The 25963-nt window shown below is 61.3% G+C and carries 23 protein-coding genes, 1 tRNA gene and 1 pseudogene; 18 read left to right on the top strand and 7 right to left on the bottom strand.

What is annotated here, in order from left to right; genetic code table 11:
• Positions 1-10 precede the first annotated feature (10 nt).
• From ACTXG9_RS10335 to ACTXG9_RS10295, 9 genes are all read left to right on the top strand, one after another.
• Complete coding sequence (locus ACTXG9_RS10335) at positions 11-226, top strand: DNA modification system-associated small protein (protein WP_206621795.1); 216 nt, start codon at positions 11-13, stop codon at positions 224-226.
• Positions 216-2294, top strand: a complete 2079-nt coding sequence (gene dndD, locus ACTXG9_RS10330; protein ID WP_111097279.1) for a DNA sulfur modification protein DndD — start codon at positions 216-218, stop codon at positions 2292-2294. The genes ACTXG9_RS10335 and dndD overlap by 11 nt, the downstream gene beginning before the upstream one ends.
• A 1-nt stretch (position 2295) precedes the next feature.
• Positions 2296-3825 (top strand): DndE family protein, encoded by a 1530-nt coding sequence (locus ACTXG9_RS10325; RefSeq protein ID WP_206621794.1) that lies wholly within the window; start codon positions 2296-2298, stop codon positions 3823-3825.
• Positions 3826-4015: 190 nt separating this feature from the next.
• Entirely contained in the window at positions 4016-4237 is a 222-nt protein-coding gene (locus ACTXG9_RS10320) for a hypothetical protein (protein ID WP_111097277.1), read from the top strand.
• Positions 4238-4243: 6 nt separating this feature from the next.
• The gene (locus ACTXG9_RS10315; RefSeq protein ID WP_206621793.1) at positions 4244-5212 is read left to right on the top strand and encodes a hypothetical protein; all 969 of its coding nucleotides are present in this window, start codon (positions 4244-4246) and stop codon (positions 5210-5212) included.
• Between the two features lie 439 nt (positions 5213-5651).
• Positions 5652-5945, top strand: a complete 294-nt coding sequence (locus ACTXG9_RS10310; protein ID WP_006388655.1) for a transposase — start codon at positions 5652-5654, stop codon at positions 5943-5945.
• Positions 5942-6802, top strand: a complete 861-nt coding sequence (locus ACTXG9_RS10305; protein WP_111103540.1) for an IS3 family transposase — start codon at positions 5942-5944, stop codon at positions 6800-6802. Before ACTXG9_RS10310 ends, ACTXG9_RS10305 begins: the two co-directional genes overlap by 4 nt.
• On the top strand, positions 6799-7101 hold the full coding sequence (locus ACTXG9_RS10300) for a WYL domain-containing protein (RefSeq protein WP_456115729.1): 303 nt from the start codon (positions 6799-6801) through the stop codon (positions 7099-7101). The genes ACTXG9_RS10305 and ACTXG9_RS10300 overlap by 4 nt, the downstream gene beginning before the upstream one ends.
• A 76-nt stretch (positions 7102-7177) precedes the next feature.
• Positions 7178-7711, top strand: a complete 534-nt coding sequence (locus ACTXG9_RS10295; protein WP_206621791.1) for an H-NS family nucleoid-associated regulatory protein — start codon at positions 7178-7180, stop codon at positions 7709-7711.
• Between the two features lie 65 nt (positions 7712-7776).
• Here ACTXG9_RS10295 and ACTXG9_RS10290 read toward each other — a convergent pair.
• Positions 7777-9167 (bottom strand): annotated as a pseudogene (locus ACTXG9_RS10290) (site-specific integrase).
• Positions 9168-9945: 778 nt separating this feature from the next.
• On the opposite strand from ACTXG9_RS10290, the gene ACTXG9_RS10285 reads away from it, so the two are divergent.
• The 5 genes from ACTXG9_RS10285 to mobQ all read left to right on the top strand — a co-directional run bounded on the left by ACTXG9_RS10285 (position 9946) and on the right by mobQ (position 15839).
• Positions 9946-10233 (top strand): hypothetical protein, encoded by a 288-nt coding sequence (locus ACTXG9_RS10285; RefSeq protein ID WP_206621790.1) that lies wholly within the window; start codon positions 9946-9948, stop codon positions 10231-10233.
• Positions 10234-10259: 26 nt separating this feature from the next.
• Positions 10260-10772, top strand: a complete 513-nt coding sequence (locus tag ACTXG9_RS10280) for a hypothetical protein (RefSeq protein WP_206621789.1) — start codon at positions 10260-10262, stop codon at positions 10770-10772.
• Between the two features lie 133 nt (positions 10773-10905).
• Positions 10906-12858 (top strand): ParB N-terminal domain-containing protein, encoded by a 1953-nt coding sequence (locus ACTXG9_RS10275; RefSeq protein WP_206621788.1) that lies wholly within the window; start codon positions 10906-10908, stop codon positions 12856-12858.
• 884 nt (positions 12859-13742) lie between these two features.
• On the top strand, positions 13743-14138 hold the full coding sequence (locus ACTXG9_RS10270; protein WP_206621787.1) for a hypothetical protein: 396 nt from the start codon (positions 13743-13745) through the stop codon (positions 14136-14138).
• A gap of 159 nt (positions 14139-14297) precedes the next feature.
• A complete protein-coding gene (mobQ, locus tag ACTXG9_RS10265; RefSeq protein ID WP_206621786.1) occupies positions 14298-15839 on the top strand; it encodes a MobQ family relaxase in 1542 nt (513 codons plus the stop codon).
• A 487-nt stretch (positions 15840-16326) separates the two neighbouring features.
• On the opposite strand, the gene ACTXG9_RS10260 is transcribed toward mobQ, so the two are convergent.
• The 3 genes from ACTXG9_RS10260 to ACTXG9_RS10250 form a co-directional block, all read right to left on the bottom strand.
• Positions 16327-17121: an NYN domain-containing protein gene (locus tag ACTXG9_RS10260; RefSeq protein WP_154267717.1), complete on the bottom strand. Its 795-nt coding sequence runs from the start codon at positions 17119-17121 to the stop codon at positions 16327-16329.
• Positions 17118-18650 (bottom strand): DUF6538 domain-containing protein, encoded by a 1533-nt coding sequence (locus ACTXG9_RS10255; protein WP_206621785.1) that lies wholly within the window; start codon positions 18648-18650, stop codon positions 17118-17120. The genes ACTXG9_RS10260 and ACTXG9_RS10255 overlap by 4 nt, the downstream gene beginning before the upstream one ends.
• Before the next feature lie 86 nt (positions 18651-18736).
• A tRNA-Ser gene (locus tag ACTXG9_RS10250) sits at positions 18737-18829 on the bottom strand.
• A gap of 143 nt (positions 18830-18972) precedes the next feature.
• On the opposite strand from ACTXG9_RS10250, the gene dnaX reads away from it, so the two are divergent.
• The 4 genes from dnaX (at position 18973) to ACTXG9_RS10230 (ending at position 22483) form a co-directional block, all read left to right on the top strand.
• Complete coding sequence (dnaX, locus tag ACTXG9_RS10245) at positions 18973-21021, top strand: DNA polymerase III subunit gamma/tau (RefSeq protein WP_111104490.1); 2049 nt, start codon at positions 18973-18975, stop codon at positions 21019-21021.
• 6 nt (positions 21022-21027) lie between these two features.
• Complete coding sequence (locus ACTXG9_RS10240; RefSeq protein ID WP_019659509.1) at positions 21028-21348, top strand: YbaB/EbfC family nucleoid-associated protein; 321 nt, start codon at positions 21028-21030, stop codon at positions 21346-21348.
• Between the two features lie 108 nt (positions 21349-21456).
• Positions 21457-22056 (top strand): recombination mediator RecR, encoded by a 600-nt coding sequence (recR, locus tag ACTXG9_RS10235; RefSeq protein WP_058979448.1) that lies wholly within the window; start codon positions 21457-21459, stop codon positions 22054-22056.
• A 67-nt stretch (positions 22057-22123) separates the two neighbouring features.
• The gene (locus ACTXG9_RS10230) at positions 22124-22483 is read left to right on the top strand and encodes a histidine triad nucleotide-binding protein (RefSeq protein ID WP_005408300.1); all 360 of its coding nucleotides are present in this window, start codon (positions 22124-22126) and stop codon (positions 22481-22483) included.
• A gap of 76 nt (positions 22484-22559) precedes the next feature.
• On the opposite strand, the gene ACTXG9_RS10225 is transcribed toward ACTXG9_RS10230, so the two are convergent.
• From ACTXG9_RS10225 to ACTXG9_RS10215, 3 genes are read right to left on the bottom strand one after another with little or no spacing between them, the layout of a single operon-like run.
• Positions 22560-23087, bottom strand: a complete 528-nt coding sequence (locus tag ACTXG9_RS10225; RefSeq protein ID WP_019659507.1) for a Slp family lipoprotein — start codon at positions 23085-23087, stop codon at positions 22560-22562.
• Positions 23084-25033: a DUF3488 and transglutaminase-like domain-containing protein gene (locus ACTXG9_RS10220; protein WP_188250349.1), complete on the bottom strand. Its 1950-nt coding sequence runs from the start codon at positions 25031-25033 to the stop codon at positions 23084-23086. Before ACTXG9_RS10220 ends, ACTXG9_RS10225 begins: the two co-directional genes overlap by 4 nt.
• Positions 25026-25949, bottom strand: a complete 924-nt coding sequence (locus ACTXG9_RS10215; protein ID WP_032955142.1) for a DUF58 domain-containing protein — start codon at positions 25947-25949, stop codon at positions 25026-25028. The genes ACTXG9_RS10220 and ACTXG9_RS10215 overlap by 8 nt, the downstream gene beginning before the upstream one ends.
• Between the last annotated feature and the right edge of the window lie 14 nt (positions 25950-25963).

Genomic DNA, 25963 nt, shown 5'->3' with positions numbered 1-25963 from the left:
GGAACACTAGATGCCACGCGATGTTGTGACGCTTTTCGCCCAGGAGGCGGGAAACAAGCTTATTAGAAGGCACTGCCGTCAGATCGGCCTGCCGGTAAACGACCTGCGCCGACTGGTTGAAGAGGTTGTGGATAAGAGCACCATGCAGCGTCGTCATGGCCTGTGGGAGGCTTTTGACGAAGTGCTGGGCGAAACCTACGAAGAGGATGCCGACAATGCATCTTGAGTCGATTAGCCTCCGAGATTGGAAGGCATTCGAGTCGGCCACCTTCGAGTTCCCGAAACCCGGCAAGACTAAAAATGTGGTCGTCATTGGCGGGCGAAACGGGTTCGGCAAAACCTCCTTGTTCGAAGCCTTGGCACTGGGCCTGTTTGGCCGCGACGGCTTGCGCTTGGTGCTGCGAGCAGGTGTCGCCAGCGATGACCAAGGTCGGGCACAATCGTTCAAGGACTTCATGGAGCGGGCCCTCTTTGGGAACGCCCTCTCGGAAGGCCGCACCTCTTGCCGCATTGAGCTCAAGTTCGTTGACGATGCAGATGAACCCATCTGGATTGACCGGACTTGGTATTTCAACGACCAAGGAAAGCTAAAGGCTGGCGAGTCAGCAGAGCAGTTGAAGATCTTCCAGGGGATCGGTCGACGCGTGGTTGGTCCCGGCCGGACCGAGGCGGACGTCGACGGCTGGTATCGGGATTGGGTCTCCAAGACGTTTATCCCCACTTCTCTGGCCGGATTCTTCCTGTTTGACGGCGAATCAGCGGCCGTGTATGCCGAACGCGACATGGGTTCGCAGGTGCGGGAAGGCATTGAGGGGCTTTTGGGCCTCAACTGGCTCAAGCAGCTTCAAAAAGATCTCCGCACCTACGCAAACACCAAGCGAAGCCAAGTTCCCAAAGGCGTCAGCAATGAAGCCATTGCTGAGCTGGATGCGGCAGTCAGCGGCATGGAGGAGGAACTTGCTCGCTATGAAGCACGACTGCAAACCATCGAGACCGAAATCCGTAACAGCGAGACCCTGCGCGACACACTGACGCGGGAGTTGGGCTACGGGGCGGGCACTAGGGCGCAGCTGGAAGAGCTCACGCGCGACCAGGCTGACCACGAAAAACGCTACAACAATGCCCAAGACCAGTTGGTCAGCGCTGCGCAGGCAGAGTTGCCTCTGGCGCTGGCCGGTGGCTTGCTGCTCTCCAAAGTTGAGGCTCGTCTTGACCAAGAGGCTCGGCTGGACCAGTGGGAGGCCGCGCTTTCCCAACGAGACAGCCGGACTGCGAGCGTTCTGGAGTTCCTAAACGAGCAACTGCCGACGGTTGAGCCAGAGCTCCTTGAGCGCCAAGTGGATGGAGTGCGAGCTGCTGTCGAGAAGGCTCTGGAGCGGCTTTGGTTCCCGCCGCCGGGCGATGTGGCCGATTCCTTTAGGCATGCGCACGCCCGTGGCCCCATGCTTCAGCGGGTGTTGGACCGTCTGCGAGACGCGAAGGCAGTTTCATCCGCCAGCATCGTCGAGCTGCTTGAGACGATGGAAAGCAGCTCCGCTAAGCTGCGCGAAGTGTCGGCCGTGATTCGCTCCACGGAGGGGGCCACGCCGCAGGTCGAGGAGAAGCGCGACCAGTTGAACGAGGTGAATACCAAGGTGGGTTTGATGCGCGAGGAACGCGGCTCGCTCACCAACATGGTCAAGTCCCGTGGCGCTGACCTTGAGCAGAAGCGCCGCGAACTGGGTCGCCTGACCGGTCACTTGGACCAATCCGAGCGGCCGGCTCAGTTGGCTGGTCGTGCCGAGCAAGTGGCGGAGATGCTGGGTAACCTCGTTGATGAGGCGTGGCCATTGCAGTCTGAAGCAGTGGCGGAGGCAATGACGCGCAGTGTGCGTGCTATGGCCCACCGCAGCGACTACCTGCGCGAAGTGACGATCAACGAAGACGGCGACGTGGAGCTGGCGTCCCCGGATGGGCGTGACCTTCGTCAATACGACCTCTCGGCCGGCGAGAAGCAGATTTTCACCCAGGCATTGTTCTCGGCCATCGCCGAAGTGTCCGAGCGGACCTTCCCGCTGGTTGTGGATACCCCCCTGGGCCGGCTGGACGAAAACCATCGTTTGAATGTGCTCAAGCACATCACTAGCCGAAAGGGTCAGGTGATCTTGATCTCCACCGATACCGAAGTGGTTGGTCAGTTCCTAGCGGCGATTCGCAGCAAGGTGGCCAAGTTCTACATCATCCGCAACAAGGTTGATGGCGGTGTGGCTCGCAGTTGGTGTGAAGAAGGCTACTTCGACGGGCAGGGAGTTTGATATGAGCAATGAAGCAAACGACTACCTGACCTTGGAAGTCATCGCCGGGACCTCATTCCGTTCCACTTCTGATACAGATGAGCTGTCTCAGCGGGTCAAAGATCGGCTGGGGTTCGGGTCTTACAACATCCCTGCTCGACTCGCGATGGCTCGCTCGTTGGCCTTGCCCGGACAGCCGGCCAAGGCGGAGGGCGAGGTGGGCCGGATCATCAAGGGCGACGTGCTGTTTGGCACAGGGGCCGACTTGGCCAGCTGGGTCTCGCTGTTCATCGAGCATGCCGGCAGCCCGCTCACCATCAAAGACTTGCAGAGCGCAGTCCAGCGCCACTGGGCTCGAGGCATGAAGATATTGTCGGAGGAGCTCGACGCATCAGGTGGTGACACCTCCGAGTTCTGGCGACGTTTGGCGGAAAGCGCATTGCCTGAAGTCACCGAGAAGCGGCGCAATCAGGTGACCTCGGTAGTGGCTGAAGCATCTCGCGGCCCGGTTCCCGTTCGTCTTGGTGAGATTGGTCGCGACGTGGCTACCAATGAGGAGGTCATTTGGACCCTCAACGCGCCCGGCGGTAGCCCCCATAGTGCCTTCATGGGCGGGGTGGGCAGCGGCAAAACCCGCACGGCGGCCTTCGTCCTTCGGTCCATCGCCGAGCAGACGAACGTTCCGTTGTTGGCGTTCGACTTCAAGGGCGACATGGCTGACCGACACAATGCTTTGGACCGGGCATTTGATGCCCAGGTTCTTTCGCCGCCATTGGTCCCTATCCCTCTGGATGTGTTTGCCCTGTCTGACAGGAGCAAGCACGGCATCATCTCTACGGCCCAGCGGCTCCGTGACAGCTTGAGCAACCTCAAGCAGACTAAGTTTGGTGACCTTCAGAAGCGTCGACTCAACGACGCCTTAGAAGAGGCATTGCGCACTCGCAGCCCTTGCACCTTGGAGGATGTTCGAGATTGCCTAGAGAACGCCTACGCATCCGCTGGGGCGAAGGAAGATGGTGCGATCGCCACTCTTGTCGACCTCTGCCGCCTGCCGCTCTTTGAGCCGAAGATGTCGCCGGAGGAGTTTTTCTCCAAGTCATGGATCATCTCGCTGCCAGCCAACGTGCCGGAGCTTGTCCGGGTGACGGTTGTTGCTTTGTTGACGGACGCGTTGGAGCGCTTTATCAACTCCCAGCAAGACTCGGAGACAGACAGCGAAGGCAATCGTTCCCTCCGCATCCTTTGCGTTGTGGATGAGGCCCACCGAGCTCTGGAGGCGCGGCTCCCCGGCCTTTCCAATCTCATTCGTTTGGGGCGTTCGAAGGGGGCGGCGGTCATGCTCATCTCCCAGAAGCCGGACGACTTCGAGGGCGAAGACGACGACTTCCTTTCGGAGATGGGGTTGCTCGTGTGCTTTGGGACCAATGCAAGGGAGGCGTCGGTCAAGCGAATCCTGGGTGCTGGGGCCTCGTTGACCTCGCTGAAGACCGGGGAGGCATTCGTGAGAGCCCGTGGAGATGCCAAGGCTCGAAAGGTTTTAGCTTGGAAGTAGAAAGTGAGGTCCTTCCCCCGTTCACTGCGGGGGAGGGGGCTAGGTATGCCGGACAGGCCAAGCCGATAGTTTTGAGTTCCCGGAGCGGTCTAAATGGATCAAAATCAGTCACTTGCGAGAAGTGATAAGTTTGGTAGCATGGTTGTATGCGGTAGGGATCAACCTGTCTCAGCCTTTGAGAAAAGCCATCATGAGTAAGAGTGCAAAATTCAGCCTTGAGATACTCAAAGAGGCCCTGGACCGAGAGTTTGGGGAGCGGGATTCCTATGCTACTTTCAAAGACGGGCGCGTTCATGTCGATCTGAGCGGTTTCTTGGCCTCCGAAGAGGGCAAGAAGGCGTTTGCCGAGGAGAGGAGGGCTGCTCAGGCGGTTCCTGACGCGCCCCGTAAGAGATTCGGTGTCGGAAGATAGTCTTCCATGCCCTACAACATTCTTCTTCTCCCGCTTTTGGCGGGATATTTGTTCCTCTCAAGGAGCAGATTCAGGTCGTATGCGACCGCAAGATTGCCTAAAGATCAGCTGCTGTTGGCCGCCGCCGTCAGCGGCTTCTTTTTTTTGATCGTCAGTCGCACTGTTTGCTATTGGCTTCTTCAGACCAGCGTTGGCTTGGCTTTCGCGACTTGGCTTCACAAGGTCGCACCATTTGATTTCATTGGGACAGCCCTGGGAACGCTCATCCTAGCGGGAACGCTGATCAAGATCAGTAATATGCTGGTAAGTGAGCAGGTTGCAGGATTCTGGCTCTACCATCGTGGGGATATGGACCCATTGATGGGGATCCTCTGGAGTAGTTACGTTGGAGTCGAACCCTCAAATGCTCCTGGAGCGCTCCGTCTCTCACTGACAATCGTCAAGGAGATGCTTCTATTCTTCTGTAGGCAGTTCCAGTTCAAAGCGCTCTTCGGAGCGCTTTGGAACATTCGAGAAACAATAGCTCTAATCCGATCTAGGGAACTTGCGTTTTCTAAGCTCAAGCGTGGCCCTCTTAGAAGCGTGATGGTTAACCTGAAGGACGGAAAGGTGATCGTGGGCTATGTCACCGATCTGTTGACTACCAAGCCTAGTGTCGAGTTCGTCACCATCGCGCCAGTCTGGACCGGCTACAGGGACAGTTCGAGCCGGGTTCTAAAGACTGTTGACTACTCTGCGACCGTTGCGGAGGCCAAGGCATCATCTGGCGGAAGCAGCGATCTGGAGGACATAAGGGCTTTCTCAAGGGTGATAAGAATCGCGGACATTGCCTCCGCATCGGTATTCAACGCAGGGGCATTCAAAATTCGGGAGTCTGAGGCGCATTTTGGCAAAGCAGGCACCGCTCCAGCAGAAGTGCCAGCTCCATTGGGCTTCTGGGATCGGCTCGTATTTCTATTTAGGGGCCGTCGGTGAGAGGCCAAGGGGCGCGCGCTTCCCTATCTCTCCTTCCCTCAGGGATCTCAAGGACCTGTCACGTCAACGATGTCATTCATCGGGAAAAATATTGTTGCCTGGCGATTCGGCGATGACTTGGTGTGCCGCCGGTGTTCGAAATCTGACCGTCGCGATAATGGTGGGCGGTATCATGTTTGTTGGGATGAATGGAAAGGACTTTCCACGAGGGTGCGCCGATGGCTGGCGTTCCCCTTCCATCGGCTCAGTTGGTGCCTGCTCGCATCATGGCGGCGTGGTTTCGGGCATTCGATTCGTGCCGTGGTGGAAGCAGGTGCTGCCCTTTGCAGCGGGGGCTCTTATCTTCATCATTCCCACTTGGAGAGCTGGGGCATTTTGATCTGGCCCCCCGTCAGCGGACGCCAAGAAGCGATACTTTGATCGCACTTGGAGGTGCCTTATGTCCCGTATCACCCGTCGTAGCTACACCGATGAGTTCAAGCACCAAGCCGTGGAGTTGGCCGAGTCGCTGGGGCCTGCCGCAGCGGCCCGTCAGTTGGAGATGTCGGTCAAGACGCTGGCAAATTGGCTTGACGCGGTCCGTGCTGGCCGGTCGTTGACCTCTGAGGCTCGCAGGCCAGCCACCGACCTGGAAAGCGAGATCAGCCGCCTTCGGGCCGAGAACGCCAATCTGAAGATGGAGCGGGAAATCCTAAAAAAAGCGGCGGCGTTCTTTGCCAGAGAGTCCAAGTGAGGTACGCCTTCGTCGCCAGTCAAAGGACTCACTACCCGACCAGGTTGTTGTGTCGGGTTCTTGGGGTTTCTGTCTCTGGATTCCATGACTACCTGCGCCGGCAGTGTGCCCAAACGTGCGATGTCGATTCGGCCCTCCGTACCGAGCTTCGGGCCATTCATGTGATCAGCAAGCGCAGTTATGGGCGACGTCGGCTGGTCAGGGCCTTACGAGCCAGGAATCATCCAGTCGGCCACAAGCGCGTGGCACGGTTAATGGCCGAGGAGCGAATCCAGGGCAAGACCAAAGGCCGATTCCGACCCAAGTTCTCTGGCGGCTCATCTCAGCTCGCCCCCAACCTGCTGGATCGGCAATTTGCCCCCGGAACCGGACCGACGGCGTGGGTCGGGGATATCACGTATGTCCCCACCCGCCAGGGATGGCTGCATCTGGCCGTGGTCATCAGCGTCCAGACCCGGCAGGTGCTGGGCTACAGCGTTTCCAAGCGCCTGACTGAAGAGCTGGTGGTGAAAGCATTTGCCAATGCCTGGGCTCTGCATCCACAACGACCCGGCCTGATCTTCCATTCAGATCGTGGTGGGCAGTACTGGGGGAACGAGTTTCGCCAGCTGCTGCAGTCCCATGACGTGGTCCAAAGCATGAGCCGGCCTGGCAATTGCTGGGACAACGCGGTGGCCGAGAGCTTCTTTGCGACGCTCAAGACAGAAGAGGCTGCCGAGCCTTACGCCAGTAGGGAACAAGCCAGCCAGTGCATCGCTGCTTACATCCACGGCTTCTACAATCCAGCCCGGCTACACTCGGCGCTGGGCTACCACTCGCCTAACAACTACGCCCGGCAGCTCCGGGCTGCCGCCTGAAACGGCTTCATGGCGTCCGTTTTCAGGGGGCCAGATCATTTCGCCGTAGCGCGCCTCTTGAACCAGTCGTTGCGTCCATCGTGCGGGCGATAGATGAGGGTAGGGCGATCCGATTTCTGTATACAAAGCTGGGCGGCGGTGCAGAATGGAGGACGGTCACTCCCATTGAACTCTCACACGTAGGCACGAACAAAGCCTCGCCCAGTTGCCTTGTTGCCTACTGCCATAAGCGCCAAGGGCGACGCACCTTCATGCTGTCCCGGATCAGCGCGGCAACCCTTTCCATTATTGAAGCCTAAGTCAGAAGAGCAGTGAGGCCCCTCAGAACGGTCGATTCGGTTATAAATCAAGGCACCCATTCAATGGAGCAGCCCTTTGGCCCTCACGTCTCTGAAATCGCTCAATGCTGAAATCAAACAACTCGAAGCCCAGAAAAGGCTGGTCGAGAAGAGAGATGGCGAAGTGCCAAAGGCGCTGGCAGTGCTCCAGCGTTATGCAAAGGTGCTCACTCCTGCCCAACGCCGGCAGGTGGGCAAGATCATTGGGGAGACGGCTGAGGCCCCATCCAAGCGCACTGCCGTAACGCAAAAGGGTCCCCTGAAGGGACGCAAGCTCGGTTCGGTCGCGCCGAAATACCGGCTGCCGACCGGTGAGACGTGGACGGGGCGCGGACTGTCTCCCAAGGTCTTCACTGCCTGGGCGAAGTCGGCTGAGGGCCGGACTTGGGCCAAGGCGCACCCAGACTCCAAGTTCCCGCCCGCAGAAGGTTCGGTGAAGTCCGCCACTAAGCCCACGAGGAAGGCAGCCAAAGCGGCCAAGAAAGTCGTCAAGAAGCCGACCAAGCGCGCTTCTGCCAAGAAGGCCGCAAAGAAGGCCACTCGGGTCGCGGTAAAGAAGGTCGCAAAGTAAGGGGTTCGGACTGCTCGTCACCCACCACCGGAAGCCGTATCCAGTGGTGGGGATGACGTGGTCGTTCAGGGGTAGAACTTGCTTGGGTCGGAAAGCTGCTCCGCAAACTGCCCCCGCTGATACTTAGGCAGTTCGACGCTCGGCTGGTAACGCTTGATGGTGCGAATCTTCTTCTTCTGGGCGTATGCCGGTTTCTTGTGGAAATACGCCTCGTGCAGGACAGCGACTCTTTTGTTAGCCGAGTGACCAGTGATGAGGGCAATGACCTCGTCTGGGACGTCCTGGTGGTGAAGCTCGGTGGCTAGCGTATGCGGAACGCGTGGAAGCCGACGCCTTTTTTAAAGCCCAGGCGCTTCATGTAAGTGCTGAACTGGTTGAGCGCGGCTTGGCTGTAACGCGCGTTCGAGTCCCCTGTCTCACGGTTCACGCCGGCAGAAAGGTGGGGGAACAGGCGCGGGTGTCCGCACTGACGAATGTCTTCGACGTAGTCTAGGAAGCCGGCGTCGATGAGCGGCTGCGCGATAGGCACATCCCGGATGGCCGACTTGCCTTTTAGGCGTTGGCGACTTCTTCCTCGACTCTTGTGTGCCAGGTCTGGGTCGATCGTGACCCGGATGCGTATCCACCAGATGCCGGCGTCGTGCACGATGTCGGCCACTTTCAGTTGCGCAACCTCGTTGATCCTCGCCCCGGTGTAGAGGCCGAGCATGGGCATCCACCACCGGTGGGGGTGACACTTCGCCCAAGGAATAAAGTTCTCAGGCGCGAAGATCTTTTGGAGGTCCGCTTCGTCAAAGAGCCTCTCTGCTTTGTCCGCGTCTACCGCCAGCTCGTCTTTGAACTTCTTGAAGCCGGCCATGGGGGACGCTGGGATCGCGTTGGCTTCGACTAGGCCCTTGAAGAAGGTCGACAGGAAACGCCGATGCTTTTCCAATGTTTTGGGGGCCAGGGGGGGAACAGCCAGCTCCTTGCCCAGCGCGACAGCCTGGTCATACGTGTAGTCGCGATACTTAGGGTCGGAGAGAAGCAACGGGGGAGCCCACCGCAGCAACTCCCACAGACGATAAATGTGGGCATGGTCGATGCGCGAAACGGGGATGTCGCCGCAGGTCATCTTGAGCAAGGTGAGCGTGCGGAGCGTAGATCCGGTTGTGTCCTTGGCTAGATTCCGGTCGTCTCTGGACCTAACGTAGTCGGTGATCTCGACAGACAGCAGGCGAGGGGCGGAGGCGATGGGCAGCGGGGCAGGATACTGAGTGCATCCATTGGCTCGACGACTGCGGCGCTGGCGGTCGTCGGCGCGGTCCAGCATCTCCTGGGCGTGACTGGCCGCCTCCCGTCCAGTAATGTTCAACTCTTCTATACGAAGGTTGCCCATCTGGACACCCTTCAGCTGGAGAGTGCCCATCGGGTGGAGCAGGTATTGGTTGAGGTGTTCTAAGGCGGGGGAGGGCATTGCTTGGCTTCCATCGGAACGATGGAAGTACCAATAAAACAGGTCCCAAAATGGTCAATACAAAACAGCGCTTAATCTGAATGCCGTAAGCGTTGCGGCTGGCCAAGCGCTGCTCAGCGAAGCGCGTGATTTGTACCGCGCAGTATTCACTTGGCTTTCTCATTTAAAACAATGACTTGGAGCGGGCGCTGTCTGAAAACTTTGGAGTCATTTTGGTACTGTTTAACTAATATAAGCTAACTAACTGCGTGACGTTATATGAACATAAGGTAAACGTCCCGTCCGCAATGTTAGTTTTTGCGTATGTTCTTCCTATGCCCGCTGGCGTCTATGAGGTGAGCGGGGACGGCATGGCAAAGAGCGAGCAGATGCGCCCCAAGGCAGCGAGGCCGCGATTACTGTTTTGCGTAATGGGTCAAGCGGTAAAGTCCAACACGGTGGCTGGGCCCGCCCCGAGTCAGGCGTTGCTTGGATAAGATGCTCCTAGGGGAGTGTGGCGATAGAGGCCGGATGACCATTTTTCACGTATAGAACTTTGTGTGAGGTGCGGACGATAGGGGGGGCGTGAAGGAAGTTCCTCTCTATGCGTGGGGCTATGCCCGGAACTCGGCTGAGAACGCAAGCGACGTGCCAGTCCGAGACGTCTAACGGGCGCGGGGTGTGTTAGCTAAGACAGGACGGGCCGCTTACTCGCCGAGAGAAGATTGCATTGGACTGGTATCATAGGCACCCTTTGCAGCTGCTTGCGCTGCCTCATTGAAAGTGGTAGATGTATCCCATGGCAGACTTGTCACTCCACACCGAGATCGAAGATCAGCAGGCAATGACGTCTATCCTGCAGCGCGCACCGCTGCCGGCGTCAGTCCTTGCCTACGACGTGCGTGTGGATGAGGATTCCTCGGGCGAGTCAGCCCTCTGGGTATACCTCACTGTTAACGACAAGAAAGTGTCGTCTGACTCAAAGAAGCTCAATGAACTTCGTAGTTTCATTTCCGAAGTTCAAAAGTCTGCGCTGCTCGAAGGGATTTCCAGGTGGCCCTATTTCGAGTTCCGTAATAAGAGGTAACTGTCAGCTTCAAGGATGAGCAGAAGATGGGGCTGCCCCAGGACCTTTTAAAGCAAGCCAGGCATCTGGCGACGAAAGAGAGCAAGCGGCCCCAGCAGGCAAATCTGCGCCGTGCTGTATCCTCTGCTTATTACGCATTGTTTCACCTGCTGTCTGCTGAGGCCTCCGCGCGAATCACGCCCTTGCAACCTGCTGGGATGGCGAAAGTCGTTCAGCGGGCGTTGACGCATGCAGATATGAAAAGTGCGGCCAAGGGAATAGTTCAAAGTCCCCTGCCGCGCGTCTATGCGCTCCTTCTAGGGGCATCTGGCCCCGTCCCCGCTGGGTTGGCTGATGTGGCGCGGACCTTTGTGACCTTGCAAGAGCAGCGCCATGCCGCTGACTACGACGTGAGCAGGACGTTCCTCAAGTCTTGGGTCCTCAGCCAGGTCAAGGACGTGGAGGACGCTTTTCAGAAGTGGGCGATTGTTCGACAGACTCCCCACGCCAACGCGATGCTGATGGCTTTTTTCCTCTGGAAGCCTCTCAGTAGTAGGTAGCCTAACACCGCTAGTTGAGGCGTGCTGGGCCTGTGGCTGGAGCGCAGTGAGCCTTATTATTAGCTCCTTTGTCCTTATAGCCGTCTGTTCGGATCTGATCTGATCTGATGGGTGGCAAGCATGGGTGTAATACATGACCACGATTCCAGGCAAACGACCAATCAATCGTTTCACGAAAATCTATCAAGGCTCATTTGGGCAGTTCAAGACTTCGGACAGTTTTCCGACGCAGTTCCTGCTGACATCGTTAACGGTGAACAACTTCGATGACCTCACTACTGCAAGTGAGGTCATGGACCTTGAGGACTACCAGTTTGATGAGCTTATTCAGCGTGATATCGATCCGGAACGTGTTCGTGACATTGCCAATAGGTATTTGGCAAGGGGTAAGGATCGCCCCATCTTCTTTCCACCGCTCATCGTTTGTGTTGCGCTAATGGAAGCTGGCGAGGCTAATCGCATCAAGCCTCAATATGATTCGGTCGCTTACGATAATGTTGAGGAGGATGGGCAGGAATACCTTGTAAGCGTGTTCGATACAGACGGCTTCCGAGTGCGCCTGCCGGTTGCAGATACCGCGCACTCAGATAGATCGGTTCTCTGGGGCGAGTGCGAAAATCAGACCCCTCACAGATACTACGCATATGCTGGCGAGTTAGCGCTCAATCCCGCGCGCGCGAAGTTAGTTGTTCTGGACGGCCAACATAGACTTGAGGCCCTGCGCCTGTTGACTAAAAGCCAGGAAGGTAGAGAGATTGTGGCGCCGGTGGAGCTTCCGGTATGCATCGTGTGGCCACCTGGTGCCCAGGTCGGGCGTAGCGAGAATATCACCGTTGATTTTCGTGAGCTTTTCATCACTATCAATTCTGAGCCGCGCAAGGTGAGTGGTCACTTCCTCATACTGCTCGATGACAAACGTCACTCCGCGATGGCCGTTCGTGAGCTCGCTGACGCTTGGAAAGGTGAGTCACAAGGGTGGCGGAGACTGCACCTTCTTGAGTGGAACACCCGCGACGATGAACGCACGGCACGAAGAACTAGGGGTTTTAGCATTACGACCATCTCGGTCGTTTCGGAGGTCCTGAAGGCCTACTTGTTTGAGCCAACTGGGTTGGCTTCTAAACTTCTGGAGCTGCGCTCCGTCGAGGCCGAGTTTGCCTTGGCTGATCCAAACTTCAACCCGGATGGAGTTTCGGACCAGCGAAGAGGCCCGGCGGTTTCTCAAGTCATGCGAGAGAGGTTGCGGTCCACCATAGTGCCTGCACTTACTAGACTGCTCAGAGGACTTCCTCCCTATGCGCAGCAGGAGGCTCGCTTGGGTCAGGCGTTTGCCCGACTCAAAGAGCAGAGGGACAATCGAAATCTAGCGTTTACGAGCCTTTCAAATCATCTGGACCGGTTCACCTATGAATATGACGGCGACGCCAATGGTCCTGTCCAAGGGGCTTATGCAGATTTTCGCGCATGGGCGAAGGTTCCTAGCGAGCAGGATGTATTCTTCCTGTCTATTTTCCAACAGGGTTTGCTCAGGATGTGGCTCCGAGTAGGTGCCCTTCGAAACGTCAGCGCGATTGAAGCTGCTCGTATCACTACGGATGCGCTAGGTGCCTTCGTTGCAGATATTGGGCCCGGACGAACGGTATATCTGAGCCCTGATCTTCCCTACTGCCAGCGCACCTTGTGGCGGCGAGAGAAAGTCAACATTGGCTCGGATTGGGCACGCTTGGCGTGGAGTGATGTCCTTATTGCGACCATGGTCCGGAAAGATGTGCGCGACGCCGCGGTTGCCGAACTCGACAGCGAGAAGAGGGTGGCGGTGGCGCAAGACCTTGAGACCATGGGGATAACCTCGGCCCGCAGATATGCTGCTAGGCTCTGGGAAGAAACGCTACGTGAGACTCGAAACAATCTTGGGGAGCACTTCGGTGAGGAGGAGGCGGGCAGGCTCCGTGAGCTGCGTAAGCAGGACTTGCAGGCGTTCGAAGCCGTAATCACGACTGCCTCCAAGGATCGATTCAAGGTCGCCCTGCAGATGTTTTCTAACATGTTGCAGCGTCGCGAAGATGAACTTTACGAGCCGGCCTGACGAATATGCTCTGGTCTAGCGCAATAGTCCCAGGTTCGGAGCGGCCGATATTTGTAAGGCAAGCTGATTTCGCTTCACTGCAAGGAGTGCTCGCTAACGGCATGTATTGGCCTAAGGTCTATAGAGTGCTTCCGAACGGTGAAGCGCCATTGCCCCTTATCGCGTTCCTGCTCACGATGTCTTCCGAATCACCGTCTTGGTGTGTGGCGGATCACAGCCTTTCAATAGCCCAAGGTCGTCTCAAGCCTAGGAGTGATCGACTGTCGAAGTTAGGGGCAAGGGTTGCCAACCGGGACCTTCTGCTGTCCTTAAACATCGACGATGTCTCGCCGGAGTATAGGACTCTCTTGCGCAGCGCGATTGACTCTGCATTGGCCGTTCAGTCTCTAGATGGCCACGGATTGTCGTTGGCAAGTAGATCTCTGTCTGCCGAATCCAGAGCGCCATCGTGGCTCCAAGGAGGACAAGTTCATCCGCTGACTCGGTCCCTCGCCGATTGGCTCGGAGAACTTGCTGAAGAGGTCCTCCTGGCGATGTCCCAAGGTGTCATCGATGAGCAGGTCACACCCTTGCCGGCCGCAAAAAACTGGTGGAAAGTCAACGCGGCGCTTGCAACTAGGTGTCAAGCACTCCGGCAGTCTCTTCACTTGGTCGCTGTCGGCTTCCCTGCTATGCCCGTAGTCACGAAGTTCGACGATTGGCTACGTGCCCTGATAACTGCTTTGCAACATCTAACGGTTCCGACTGGTGCAACGAGAGAGAGGCACGCTGAGGCGTTCCTCGTAGCTTCGGCATGGTTCTGTGCCTGTGCCCTCCGGGCCATGGAGACAGGGCTGGCGTCTAGGGCGCTCCTGTATCTCCACAGGTCCGCTGAGTGGTTACTCATGGGCAAAGCCGTCGGTCTCGATCTAATAGCCTTTGACACTCATGGCGGTCGTTACAAGAACCCGGCCGAGTATGGTGAGAAGGATGACCAGCCGGGGTTTGGTCTACACATGCGCATACTGCGGCAGTTCTCAACGATTAAGTTCTATGAGTTGGATGGCTTGCTGATGACCTTGAACAACTGGCGTAACCTCCACCCATTGGCTCACCACATGTCAACTCCGGCCATGCCGGTGGCGGAGAAGCTCTTCTATGATGTTGTGTGTCATCTGCCCCGGTTTGCTGACCAAGCGGTGTGGACGGACAGTTTGGCTGCTTTTGCGGTGACCCCGGATTTGGGGTTGGCTGATCTGCTTGACCCCGATGGTTTGCTCCGGGGGGCGGTGCTCTGTTGATGGGTGAATTCTGCATGTTGGTAAAACAGCAAGAGCGCACTTAGGCGTTCCTGCGGAACGCGTGCGCCAAGGGCTTCGCCCCTGGAACCCCAAGCCTCTGCGAGGCTTGCCAACGGCAAAAGCTGGTCCATAAAGAATCCTGTTTTCACAGGAATCTGTATGGCCATCTTCCACACCTCCATCAAAACCTTTAGCCGCAGCCGCGGTCAGTCCGCTGTCGCCGCAGCCGCCTACCGGGGCGGCCTACTGCTCGCGGACTTGAACACCGGGCAGCAGCACGACTACCGCCGCCGCAGCGGTGTCGTCGAAAGCTTCTGCCTCGCCCCGCAAGACGCCCCAGAGTGGGCGTTAGACCCCCAGGAGCTCTGGGCGGTTGCAGAGGCTGCTGAGCGTCGGAAAGACTCGACTGTGGCCAGGGAGTTCGAAGTCTCCTTGCCCCACGAGCTGTCCGAAGAAGAGCGCGCTCACCTAGCAGTCGTGCTCGCTGACGCCTTGGTCGCGCGTTACGGATTCGCTGTTCAAGCAAGCATCCATTGCCCAAGCACGCCCGATGGCCTCAACCACCATGTCCACATCTTGGCGACCACGCGTCGCATTGGGTCTGAGGGCTTTGGCGACAAAACCCGGGAGTTGGATGTCGGGCCGTCTGGGAAAGTAGAGGTTCAGTGGATTCGGGAGATGGTCGCTACGACGACGAACGCCCACTTGGAGGCGGCCGGCTTTACCAGCACCATCGACCACCGCAGCCTGGCTGAACAGGCCCGGTCGGCGATAGAGCGAGGGGATGATTTGGCGGCAGCGGCGCTCTCTCGGGAGCCGACCCAACACCTCGGTAAGCGTGCGACCGCTCTGGCTGGGAAGGGCGTGGATACCAATAGGGCGAGAACGAACGACCAGATTGTGGAAGACAATCAGGAGCACTATGACTACTTGGTGCTCAAGGCCGGGTTGGAGGGCAAGCCCGTGCCAGCTGCTGACCAAGAGTCTGGGGTGCGCCGTGGGCGGCTGCTCAACAGCGATACGGCCGGCCTGCCGGCGGGTATGGAAATGAGGGGCGTCTCCGGTGTTCGGCTGCAACACGTGCTCCTCTCGTCTCACGGGCTTCCCGAGCGGCAGGCACCCGCCAGCCTTGCCGAGAGGATTGCGGACGCGCTGCGCGACGTGGATGAGATTTCCAGGGCAAGGGCAGACCTGGCCATGGAAAAGATTCGCTCTTCCTTAGAGTGGGTGCGGCAGCAGCTGGCCATCCAGGGGGAAGCTACCGAGCTCCGTCAGTGGATGACCACCGCAGTGCTCCAGGTTCGTGCCCTGAAGTGCCTCATCATTAGTCGGGCTCGCAGGCTTCTGAACCTGAAGAGCGCGACTAGGCTGCACCACATGGCCGAGCAAGAGTGGGAACGGTTCAACTCCGACTATCCGCTGGGCTCCTCCGGCTACTCGCGGCCGGAGTGGACCCAGCGCCGAGGGCGGCGGCTTTCGGTGCTGGAGAAGCGGGCGGCTGAGTTGAAGTCGGCTCAGGAGCGGGCGTCAGAGAGTGAGCTGAGCGCCATCGATGCTGAAATCCTAACGAAGGCCGATCAACTCGCAGGCCTGCCGCACCCCTTGGAGGCTGTTGCTCCACGGCGTGCTGATCACAAGCCGGTGGCTCCGCCCACGTTGCTTCCCGTTCCGCCTGCCCCCCAGGGGCCTAAGTTCCACTGACCCGGCATAGAACAAGCCCCGCGAACGCGGGGCTGTTGTTCAACGAGGTCCAGGTCCCATCAATGGTGTTCGACTCGAAAGTGGCTTCACTGGCGGAAGTCCCCGAGATGCCCGCCAAGCGTCGGGAGAGGGGAAGGATTGTGGCACTTTGGTGCGGTCCACCTGTGCGGCTCGGGATGCACTGCTGCTCTGTGGCGAGTGGGTAAGAGATTGGCTGGCTTGGCCTTGGGGGGAAGCGGCGAAGCGGCGCAAGAGTATTTTTGCGATATCCAGCGCGTGCTGGACATCCACCTCACGCTCAGCGGCGTCTCGGGTGTTGTTTTGAGGCACCAGGACTTGAAGGAGTTGGCTGGCGATACGGAGTTCCACGTTTGCGGGCATTGGTCAGTTGTGTAGTGAATGGTCTTCACATCGAACCACTCAGGCGCGAATGCGCAAGCGCGCCATGATGCAATGCGTCACAGTTTTTCTATCTGGATTCTTCGCCTTAGGCATCGGGCGCTACCGCGATTGATGCCTGCATCGCCGAACTTTGTTCCGGTGCGAGCTTGACCAGCCAGTGGCCTCCTGGCGCTTGCGAAGCAATGAGCAGGTCATACGTCTTGACCATGTTGAGGAGACCCGAGTGTCCATACGCGTTTGGCGAGAACGAAGGGTCGGTTCGCTTCAAGTAGTTGCCCAATGCGCTGACGACAACTTTTCCATCCGGGCTGCCATCGGCCAAAAGCGCTACGGCATCAACCAAGAAGCGCGGGCGGCGCTTGGGTAGTGGTTTGGGGGTTTCAGATTTGCCTTGGCTTTGCTCTTTCAGGACCGGGCCTTGTTCCTCGGCTTCGGGTTTCTGGTCGGAAGGCTTCCACTCAAAGAACTGATCGCAGGCGTTGCGCAAAGCCTCCGGCGTCTTTTCTTCGCCCACGATGCAAACCGTGGCTCCTCGTTCCCGGAGCTTTCGGCATAGGTAGGCGAAGTCCGAGTCGCTGGTCACGAGACAGAATGTGTCTGCGCGCTGGTCGAACATTGCCTCTAAGGCGTCCAAGGCCAGCGCCATGTCCGCAGTGTTTTTCCCAGCCGCGTATTGGTATTGGAGGCACGGAGTAAAAGCCTGCCGGACCAAGGTCTCCTGCCAGCGCTTGGCCAGCGTGGAGTGGTTGCCGTAGCCGCGGCGGACCACAACTCGCCCAAACTGCGCTGCCATAAGCAGAGCGTGGTCCACGATTTCAGGGGGAACATTGTCGCAATCCAAGAGGACGGCGACTCGAGCCTCAACCGGAAAAGTGCTCACGCGTTGCTCCTTGCTTTGCGGCGGTTAGTGGGAAGGCAGCCCTCAGGCAGCAGGCTCGGATCAACCAAGGGGCGCAATGCGGGAAGGTTGAGCCCATAGGTCAGCGTCCTAAGGCCAGGGGAGTGGACTCCCAGTCCTTCCAGCTTCTCTTTGACGGTGAAGTCGCGGCTGTAAGTTGCATGGTGCTCGTCGTCCAGCTCGTGTCCCACGATCTGCGCCCGCAGCTCGGAAACTACCCCCAGGCCCTGGAGCTCCTGAATCAGAGTTTTCCGCAGGGAGTGGAAGCCCCGCTTGGCGGTGGGCCAGTTCTTCCCTACCTCGGCCAAGTATCGACTGAAGGCCTTTGACACCCAGTTGCCCTGGCCGTTCTTGGCCTCGGCCTTGGCTCCAGGGAACAAACGGGTGTGGCCCTCGGCCCGCATGCCCTCGACCCACTTGAGGAAGCCCAGAGCTTCCAGGTCGGGGTGGACGGGCACGGTGCGGACGCTTACATCGGTTTTGACGCGCTGATATTCGCCTTCATCGGTGATGTGGATGCAGGCAACACCGCTTTCCTCAGCAATGTTGCTGGTCATCAGTTGACCGACTTCCGATGCCCGGGCCCCGGTGTAAAGACCAAGGAGGGCAGCCCAGCGGGCAGGCAAGGGCAGGGCCTCGAAGGCGGCCGGTGCAAACAGGGCCTGGACTTGGTGGGTGTCATAAGCCTTGAAGCCGAACTTGCGCCGGGCCCGCTTCTCGCGCGTCGAGTAGCTCACATGACCCGAGGCTGGGTTGTCGCCCTTCGGGTAGTGGCCCGAAGCCATCGCCCACTCGAAAAAGCCCCCTTTGCCACCCACATAGCTTTGCTTGTTGGTCAGGGTGGGGGTGGACGCTCCTTCATCGCGCATGTGCTGATACCACCTGGCCAGATCGGACCGGGTGAGCGCGTGGAGTTTGGTCTTCTCGCCCAAGAATCGGGTCAGCAGCTCCACCGCCGTTCGTTTGATGGTCCAGGTTTTCGGCAAGGTGCTGCCCTTGATGCTGGCCAGCCACGCTTCCTTGGCCTTTCCGAGGCTAATGGTCTCAATGGCGGGCTTGGTCACCCGACGGGCCACCGGCATCGGAGGGACGCCCTGACGAATGAGCTCTCCAAGTTCGCTGGGCCGGGAGGCAGACAGCTCCATGATCTGCTGATAGAGCTTCACGTCTTCCGGCGTGTCGATTTGCCAGTGCTCGGTGATGGTGCCGTCGGCCGCCCGGGTGCGGTTCAACGTCAGTTGCTGGAGGCTGTCTGCGTTGGTGATACGGGCGAGCAGCGCCTCAACGTCTTCGTCCTGGGTTCCCATGCGTTGTTCCCTCAACACGCTGAAGGCTTGAGCATAGCGTGCCGCCAGCGTCAGAGCGCGCAGCTGGGCCACCGATAGCTCGAAGGTGCGCAGCGTGCGTTTGAGGATACGTTTGCCGATGAGGGCTTGAAGGTCCGTGGGAACCCGTTGCCGGAACGACCAGAGACCCGAGCGGGCTCGAACCAGATGATGGGGGATGCGCATAGGGGCGATGTGTCCCGGCTTGCGTCTTTCCCAGCAGTCAATCCAGAAAAGCAAAAACCCCTGCGTAAACAGGGGCTTGCGTAATCTGGCGGAGAGAGGGGGATTCGAACCCCCGAAGCGCGGTTTAGACGCTTACACACTTTCCAGGCGTGCTCCTTCAACCACTCGGACACCTCTCCGGATCCCTGCCACCGGCAAACGCCTCAGCAGGGGCGCAGATTCTAGCGGGCGGCGCGGCCGGACACAAGCGCCCAGATCACGGACGCATCCGGGCGCATTGTTGGCGAGGGGGCTGGACAGGCATGGCACAATGGAACATCCGATGGAAAACGGTGGCCTGATGTCCTACCTCGTCCTTGCCCGCAAGTGGCGTCCGAAGCGTTTTGCCGAGCTGGTGGGCCAGGAACACGTGGTCCGTGCGCTCAGCAACGCGTTGGACAGCGGCCGTGTCCACCACGCGTTCCTGTTCACCGGTACCCGCGGCGTGGGCAAGACCACCATCGCGCGCATCTTCGCCAAGTCGCTGAACTGCGAGCAGGGCACCAGCGCCGACCCGTGCGGCCAGTGCGCGGCCTGCCTGGACATCGACGCCGGCCGCTACATCGACCTGCTGGAAATCGATGCCGCGTCCAACACCGGCGTGGATGACGTGCGCGAGGTGATCGAGAACGCGCAGTACATGCCGTCGCGCGGCAAGTACAAGGTCTACCTGATCGACGAAGTGCACATGCTGTCCAAGGCGGCGTTCAATGCGCTGCTGAAGACGCTGGAAGAACCGCCGGAGCACGTGAAGTTCCTGCTGGCCACCACCGACCCGCAGAAGCTGCCGGTCACCGTGCTCAGCCGCTGCCTGCAGTTCAACCTCAAGCGCCTGGACGAGGATCAGATCCAGGGCCAGATGACGCGCATCCTGGCGGCAGAAGAGATCGAGGCAGACGGCAGTGCCATCGTACAGCTGGCCAAGGCCGCTGACGGCAGCCTGCGCGACGGCCTGTCGCTGCTGGACCAGGCGATCGCCTATGCCGGCGGCGCGCTGCGCGAGGACGTGGTGCGCACCATGCTGGGCACGGTCGATCGCACCCAGGTGGCGGCGATGCTCGATGCGCTGGCCGAGGGCGATGGCCCGCGCCTGCTGCAGGTGGTGGCCGCGCTGGCCGAATTCTCACCGGACTGGAGTGGCGTGCTGGAAGCGCTGGCCGAAGGCCTGCACCGCATCCAGGTGCAGCAGCTGGTACCGGGTGCGGCCGCTGCCGAAGGCCTGGACGCCGTCGCATTCGCCGAGCGCCTGCGCCCGGAAGTGGTGCAGCTCTGGTACCAGATGGCCCTGAATGGCCGCCGCGACCTGCCGTTGGCGCCGAGCCCGCGCGCAGGTTTCGAAATGGCCGTGCTGCGGATGCTGGCATTCCGCCCGGCCGTAGCAGTCCCGCCGGTACCGAAGTCGGTGGATGGTGCAGGCAATGCGCCGGGTGGCAATGCGGCCGGTGGTGGCACCGGTGCGGGTACCCACGAAGCGATGCCGGCGACTGCCGCCGCTTCGGCAAGCCCGGCCGTGGTGGCGCAGGTGGCCGCTCCGGTGCAGGCCGCGCCGCGCGAACCTGAACCCGAACCCGAGCCGGCCCCGCAACCCGAGCCGGACCCGACGCCGGAGCCCGAGCCGGTTCCGGTGGAAGAGCCTGTGCAGCCGCCGCCGATGAAGGCCGAGGCCGCTCCACCGGCTGCTGAAGCGGAAGCGGGCGACGACCTGCCGCCGTGGGCCACCGACGAAACCGAGGCGCGTGACGAGGCGCTGGCGGCCGAGATGGCGGGGCCAGACGCCGCCATGGTCGCGCCCTGGCATGAGCCGCCGGCTCCCGTCGTGGCTCCCAGCGAGCCTGCACCGCCCGAGCGCCCGTTCCGCACTGAAGGCATTGCCATCGCGCCGGCCGAGCCCGCGCCAGTGCAGGGGACCGCGCCGCTGGAGGGTGTCAGCGACCTGGCCACGGCCGAGGACTGGCTGGATCTGGTGGCCAACAGCGGCCTCAGCGGCCCGTCGCGGCAGCTGGCGGCCAACGCTGCCTTTATCAGTTGCGAGCACGGGACCTTGAAACTGGGCCTTTCGCCCGGATTTGAGTACCTGCGCTCTGAGCGTGCGCTGGCCGCCCTGGGCGAGATGCTGGAGAAAGCCCTTGGCCAGGCCCCGAAGATCGTGGTCGAGACCGTGGAGATCGAGCACGTTCCGGCCGAGACCCTGCATCAGCGTGCCGACCGCCAGCGTAGTGAGCGGCAGCAGGTGGCAGAGGCTGTTTTCATGGACGATCCGGAGGTGCAGGTGCTGATCCAACAGCACGGTGCCCGGGTTGTTTCCGATTCCATCCGTTCTTTTGACGAGTAAGAGACTATGCGCGGCAACATCGCCCAACTGATGCAGCAGGCCCAGAAGATGCAGGAGAACCTGCAGAAGGCCCAGGAAGAAATCGCAAGGATCGAAGTGACCGGCAGTGCCGGTGGCGGCATGGTCAGCGTGACCCTGACCGGCGCCAAGGAATGCCGCAAGGTGCGCATCGACCCGTCGCTGACCAGCGACCCGGAGATGCTGGAAGACCTGATCGCCGCCGCCTTCAACGATGCTTCGAACAAGATCGATGCCGAGTCGAAGTCGAAGATGGGTTCGGCCACCGCTGGCATGCAGTTGCCGCCGGGCATGAAGCTGCCGTTCTGATTCTTGGCGGGGCGCCTGCTGCAGGCGCCCGCTGCAACCCTCAGTCGAGCATGGCTCGACTCTACACGTAGCTGTCGAGCTTGCTCGACGCCATCAAAGCACACCGCCGTGTCCGCACCCCTGCTTGAACAATTGATCGACGCGCTGCGGGTGCTGCCTGGCGTGGGCCAGAAAACGGCGCAGCGCATGGCCTACCACCTGCTAGAGCGTGAGCGCGAAGGTGGCCAGCGCCTGGCCCAGACCTTGGCGCTGGCGGTGGAGCGCATCGGCCACTGTGCGCAGTGCCGCGATTTCAGCGAAACCGAGCTGTGCCCGACCTGTGCCAACGGCAGCCGCGAGCGCAGCCAGCTGTGCGTAGTCGAATCGCCGGCCGACCGCCTGGCCATCGAAAACGCCACCGGCTTCCGCGGTGTCTACTTCGTGCTGCAGGGGCGACTGTCGCCGCTCGATGGCGTCGGCCCGCGCGAACTGGGCCTGGAGCAGCTGGAGCGACGGCTGGCCGAAGGCGAGGTGCAGGAGCTGATCATCGCCACCAGCGCCACTGTCGAGGGCGAGGCCACCGCGCATTACCTGGCGCAGCTGGCGCGCGCACGCAAGGTACAGCCCAGCCGCCTGGCGCAGGGCCTGCCGCTGGGCGGCGAGCTCGAATACGTTGATCGTGGCACGCTGTCGCACGCGTTCGGTACGCGCAGCGAATTCCGCGATTGAGCAACGGCCGGACGTGGCCGGGCGTGGGCGGCCTACAATGCGGGAGACATCTCCGCCGAGGCCGACCATGAGCAACGAAACCCTTTTCAGCAAGATCATCCGTCGTGAGATCCCGGCCACCATCGTCTACGAGGATGACGAGGTGCTGGGCTTCAAGGACATCGCACCGCAGGCGCCGGTGCATGTGCTGTTCATCCCGAAGAACGAGATCATTCCGACCCTGGATGACCTGCAGCCCTCGCAGGCGCACCTGATCGGCAAACTGGCCCTGGCCGCTGCCGAGTACGCGCGCCGCGAGGGCTTCGCGCAGGACGGCTACCGCATCGTGATGAACTGCCGTGAGCATGCCGGGCAGACCGTGTTCCATATCCATATGCATCTGCTGGCGGGGGCACCGCTGGGGCATTTCGGTGCGCCTGGGCGTTGAAGCCCCCGTCCACGCCATGCGTGGATGAAAAAGGCCGCCCGAGGGCGGCCTTTCCGTCATGCCTGTGCGGTGGCGATCACCACCAGCCCCAGCGGCCATAGCCGCCCCAGTAAGGGCCCCACGGACCCGGACCCCACGGGCCATAGGGGTAGGGCACCACATCGACCTGGCGCTGTTCCGGCCACAGGTAGATGACATCGGCCGCCAGCTTCGGCAGGCGATAGTCGTACTCGCCGATGCGGGTGTTCTGGTAGCCGTCGATCTTGCCGATGAAGGTGACGTCACGACCGGCCTCGAACACCGCCGGGTCGTAGAAGCCGGCACGGCAGGCGATGAAGCGGCCGTCGCTGGCATCGGACGAGGTGGTGTTCGGGCGGCCACTGCCATTGAGCGGGCGCGAGATGATCTGGAAGCAGGTCTCGCCCTGGCCAGGCTTGGTTTCGATGATGCGACCGCCCCAACGGACCGGCGTGCCGACCTGCTGGGTAGCGACCGAGTCGCGAGGAGAGACCAGGCTGAACTGTCCCTGCAGCGGCTTCGGGGCCGTGGCGCAGGCCGACAGGGCCAGCGTGGCCACAGCGGTGAGGAGGAACTTGGTGTTCATGGGGAGGCTCCGGAAGTCGGGCGATGCCTGCGCAGGTCCCGCAATAATGAGGCGAGGTCGTTGCAAGTTCCAGCGTAGCGCGCGTCGGCGAAACGCTGGCTGAGCGCGAGCAGGGTGGGGTCGGGTCGCTGCCGGTGAACCCGCTGTGCCCAGTGCTGTGCGGTTTCGTGCGGTTCTCGGGCCAGGCCGAGGCGGGCGTAGCGTCGCCCGAGGCGATGCCAGGCGCGCAGCAGCGGGTCGCGTTCGCGCTCGCCGCGGGCCAGCAGCCAGGCCATCCAAGCCAGTGCCAGCAGGGCGGCCACGACGAAGCCGGCGACCAGCTGCGCGGGACCCAGATCGTCCAGCCCGAAAGGCTTGAGCAGTTGCTGCTGGCGGCGCGCATCGAAGGACAGCACCAGATCGTTCCAGCCGCGGCGCAGCCAATCCCCCATCTGGCCCAGCTGCAGCCACCGCTGTCGCAGTGGTGTGTCCGTGCCGGCCTGCAGGCGGTCGTCCAGCGTGTCCAGGATGCGTTCCGGTGCCACGGCCGCCGTCGGGTCTACCCGCACCCAGCCGCGCTGCGGCAGCCACACCTCGGCCCAGGCGTGGGCATCCATCCGCCGCACCACCCAGTAGTCGCCGATGCGGTTGCGGGTGCCGCCGGCGAAACCGGTCACCACCCGCGCGGGTACACCCGCGTTGCGCATCAGCACCACGAAAGCCGAGCTGAAGTGTTCACAGAAGCCGGCCTTGTAGCCGAACAGGAACTCGTCGATCGGGTCGCGCCCCGCCGCCGGGGTATCCAGCGTGTACGAGAAATCCGTGGTGATCCACTGCAGCGCGCGGCGCACGATGGCCTCGTCATCACCGCCGGCGTCCTGTCGCCATTGCTGGGCCAGGGTGGCGGTGCGCGGGTTGAAGCCGGCCGGCAGCTGCAGCGTCGCGCGGCGCAGAAGGGGCGACAGCGTGCTGTCGAACTGCCGTGGAGGGGCCGAATGCAATCGCCAGCGGCTGAGCGAGGCCAGCGGGCGCTCGCTGCGCAGGCTCATGTCCGCATCCAGCATGCTGCCCGCAGGCGCACCGCTGGGCAGGTCCAGCGCCACAAGCTGGCGGCGGTCAGTCGGCTCGTAGTCGATCTGGTAATCCCAGCCCTGTGTACCGGCTTCAACCACCGCAGCAGGTCGCCGCGCGCTCGCAGGCTCGCGTGTCCAGCGCCGTCCATCGAAGGCGGTCAGTACAGGACCGCGCCAGTAGCGCTGCGCCGGCTCGGGTGGGGCACCGAAGAACTGCACGCGCAACGCCGGGGTGTCGTCGGCCATCAGGTCCAGCCACTGGCCGGGTTCCATGCTGTCGGACAGCCCCGGTGTACCCACGGCGCGCTCGGGAACGCCCCACAGTGGCGTGGCAAGGCGCGGGAACAGCCAGAAGCAGGCCAATGCCAGCGGCAGGCCGATCGCCAGCAGGCGGCCGACGCCACGCAGCTGCCCGCGCAACGGCAGGCGGCCAGCATGGCCTTCATCCTGGGCCAGGCGTTGCAGGGCGAGCAGTGCGCTGACCCCGGCCAGCGCGGCCAGTGCTGTTGTCAGCGGCCCCTGGTCGAGCAGGAATGCTGCAAAGGGCGAGAACAGCGCAAAGCCGAGCAGACTGCGGGCATCACGCAGGCTGCGCAGCTCGCTGGACTTGATCGCCAGCATGGCGGCCAGCAGCGCGCAACCGGTGTCGCGTCCTGGGCGCACCATGCCCATCTGCCAGACGATGGCGCCGAGCATGGCCAGCACCAGCAGCAGGCGCACCGGCATCGGCAGCACTGTCCGCCGCGACAGGGCGGCGGTGAAAATCGCCGCCAGCGCGATCACGCCCGCCAGCAGTGGCGGCAGCAGCAGCAGCAGCGGCAACAGAGCCAGCGCCGCGCTGGCCAGGGTCCAGTTGCGGGCGTTGCGGTCGAGCAGCTCCGGGGTCTCAGTCATGCGGCATCAGCGCCAGCGCGCGCAGGCACAGGTGGTGGTGGCTGGCGCCCTGTCCGGGCCCGAACGGCGGGTGTGCAGGCAGCAACAGGGTGTAGCGGCGGCCCTCGCGCTCGGCTACATCCACCCAGCGCGCCAATCGAGCGATGCGTGCTTCTTGGCCCAGCGGCGCCAATGCGCGCCAGTCGAGGACTACTTCGATGCCGACCGGTTTTTCGTACTCGCGCACCAGCAGGCTGTCGCGGCGTGCCGAGTGCTTCCAGGAAATGCTGCGCGGCGCATCGCCCGCCCGGTAGGGGCGCAGCTGATGCAGTTCCTCGCCGCTGGCGTGGGCACGGGTATGCAGCGGATCGCTGCCGCTCTCCGGCAGTGCAGGCGCCAGGGCTTCGGCCAGTGGGTAGACCAGCAGCGGCTGTTCCGGCCACACCCACGACCACGCCCGCACCAGGCCCAGGGGCTGGGTCGTGGACAGGCGGATACGTGGAAGCTCCAGCCAGCCCCGGCGTTCGCTGGGAACCTCCAGTTCCACTTCACCACGGCCGTGTGCAGGCAGCGAGGTCCAGGCCTGGCTGTCGCCCAGCTGGAGATGAAGGCCGTGCCGCGCACGCGGATCCCGCAGAGAGAGGTCCACGCGCAGGCGCAAGGGTTGCCCGGCCGGTACCGGCTCGGCGGAGATCGCGTCGATCTGTACGCCGGACAACTGGAGATGCGCGGCAATGGCACTGGCGATTGCCGCTGCCGCCAGCAGCAGGGCCAGCAGCAGGGCGGGATTGTTGTTGTAGTTCAGCGCGCCCAGCAGCATGGCTGCCAGCAGGATTGCAACGAACAGGCCGAAGCGGGTGGGCAGCACATAGATGCGATGGCGATCCAGTCGCTTCGGCAAGGCTTCGGGCCTGCGCGGCCGAGCCAGCAGCTGCATGCGTGCCCAGCGTG

The sequence above is a fragment of the Stenotrophomonas maltophilia group sp. LNF247 genome (assembly GCF_054083135.1).
Note: the sequence above shows the minus strand (reverse complement) of the source record. Positions and strands in the feature narration are given on the sequence as shown.